Here is a 2,200-nt window from a genome sequence, read left to right as displayed (position 1 = left end):
CGCGGTCGAACGCGATCAGCTCGCGATCGACCGAGACAAGCTGAGAGACGATCAGACTCGTCTCGCCGCCCTCACGGACGAGCGGCAGAAGAAGCAGAGCGCCGCCGAGAAGGACATGGAAGCGGAAGCCGCGCGCGCGCTGGCGCTGTCGCGCCAGGTCGACAGCCTGCAGGGGTTGATCGCCAAGATGGAGCAGGACTCCAAGGTGGCCTCGAAGGCGGCGGCGACCGCCGACCTGAAGGGCGTGCCGGCCGCGCTCAGCAATGGTCGTCCCAATGTCGGCGGCCTGAAGGATCCCGGCCGGCTGAGCCCGGCCATCGCGTTCGCCTCGGCCAAGGGTTTGTTTGCTCTGCCGGTTAACGGTGTGAAAATCCGCACCTTTGGTGGTTCCGACGGTGTCGGTGGCGTCGAAAAGGGCATTTCCCTGGCCGCGCGTGCCGGCGCCCAGGTCACAACCCCGTGTGATGGCTGGGTTGTCTATTCAGGCCCGTTCCGCAGCTATGGACAACTCTTGATCCTCAACGCCGGTGGCGGGTATCATGTGTTGATCGCCGGGATGGAGCGCATATCGGTGAACATTGGTCAGTTCGTCCTGACGGGGGAGCCGGTCGCTGTCATGGGGTCGACATCCCGGGTAGCTTCCGTCATTGCGACCAATGCCAGCCAGCCCGTGCTCTATATCGAGTTCCGTAAGGACGGCACTCCCATTGATCCTGGCCCATGGTGGGCCGCAAACGAAGGCGAAAAGGTTCGCGGATGATGCGCAAGACTTCAATAATCCTGCTGAGTGCTGCGACCGGCGCGGCCTTGACGCTGTTCGTCACCCAACCCCGCGCGGTGTTCATGGGGACCAGCGCGCGCGCTGCGACCTCGGACACCTATCGCCAGCTCAACCTGTTCGGCGACGTGTTCGAGCGGGTTCGCAGCGACTATGTCGAGAAGCCCGACGACAGCAAGCTGGTGGAGTCCGCGATCTCCGGAATGCTGACCGGACTCGATCCGCATTCCAGCTATATGGATGCCAAGAGTTTTCGCGATATGCAGGTGCAGACCCGCGGCGAGTTCGGCGGCCTCGGCATCGAAGTCACAATGGAAGACGGCCTGATCAAGGTGGTGTCGCCGATCGACGATACCCCGGCCTCCAAGGCCGGCATCATGGCCAACGACATCATCACCAGCCTCGACGATGAAGCGGTGCAGGGCCTGACCCTGAACCAGGCCGTCGAGAAGATGCGCGGCCCGGTCAACACCAAAATCAAGCTGAAGATCGTCCGCAAGGGCAAGGACGATCCGCTCGACGTCACCTTGGTGCGCGACAACATCCGCGTCCGCTCGGTGCGCGCGCGCGTCGAAAGCGATGACATCGCCTATATCCGCATCACCACCTTCAACGAACAGACCACCGAAGGCCTGAAGCGCGAGATCGCGGCGCAGACCGCGGCGATCGGCAGCGACAAGATCAAGGGCTTCATCATCGATCTGCGGAACAATCCCGGCGGTCTGCTGGAAGAAGCCGTGACGGTGTCCGACGCCTTCCTGGAGCGCGGCGAGATCGTTTCGACCCGCGGCCGCAATGCCGAGGAAACCCAGCGCCGCACCGCGCATGCCGGAGATCTCACCAAGGGCAAGCCGGTGGTCGTGCTGATCAATGGCGGCTCGGCTTCGGCGTCGGAAATCGTCGCCGGTGCGCTGCAGGACCACAAGCGCGCCACCACCATCGGCACTCGGTCGTTCGGCAAGGGCTCGGTGCAGACCATCATCCCGCTCGGCTCCGGCAACGGCGCGCTGCGGCTGACCACGGCGCGCTACTTCACGCCGTCGGGCAAGTCGATCCAGGCCAAGGGCATCGTTCCCGATATCGAAGTGCTGCAGGACGTGCCGGACGAGTTGAAGTCGCGGACCGACACCAAGGGCGAAGCCTCGCTGCGCGGCCATCTGAAGAACGACGGCGACGAGAAGACCGGCTCGCAATCCTACGTGCCGCCGGACGCCAAGGACGACAAGGCCCTGAAGATGGCCGACGATCTGCTTCACGGTATCAAGGCCAGTGCCGCCACCACGGCACCTGCTACCGTCCCGGCGACCGGCGACAAGGCCGCGATCGACAAGCCTGTCACCGAAAAGGCGAACTGATCCAGTTCAGCCGGATTTTGTGAAAAAGGCGGTCCGCGGGCCGCCTTTTTTGCTGTCAGGGTTCCAC

At 63.9% G+C, this 2,200-nt stretch carries 2 protein-coding genes; both read left to right on the top strand.

What is annotated here, in order from left to right:
- Nucleotides 1-760, top strand: a 760-nt coding sequence (locus Q0S16_RS03630) for a peptidoglycan DD-metalloendopeptidase family protein (protein WP_295845167.1), incomplete at its 5' end; no start/stop codon positions are given.
- Nucleotides 757-2,133 carry a S41 family peptidase gene (locus Q0S16_RS03625; protein ID WP_295845165.1) on the top strand — a complete coding sequence of 459 codons (1,377 nt, stop codon included), beginning with the start codon at nucleotides 757-759 and terminating at the stop codon, nucleotides 2,131-2,133. The genes Q0S16_RS03630 and Q0S16_RS03625, both read left to right, overlap by 4 nt.
- The last annotated feature ends 67 nt before the right edge of the window (nucleotides 2,134-2,200 follow it).

Source organism: Tardiphaga sp. (assembly GCF_025356345.1).
Classification (GTDB): domain Bacteria; phylum Pseudomonadota; class Alphaproteobacteria; order Rhizobiales; family Xanthobacteraceae; genus Tardiphaga.
This window is presented reverse-complemented; position numbering and strand designations above follow the sequence as displayed.

What these genes read in the sequence shown, in the direction of transcription:
- Q0S16_RS03625 (WP_295845165.1), top strand. Translation starts at nt 757, where the DNA reads ATGATGCGCAAGACTTCAATAATCCTGCTGAGTGCTGCGACCGGCGCG.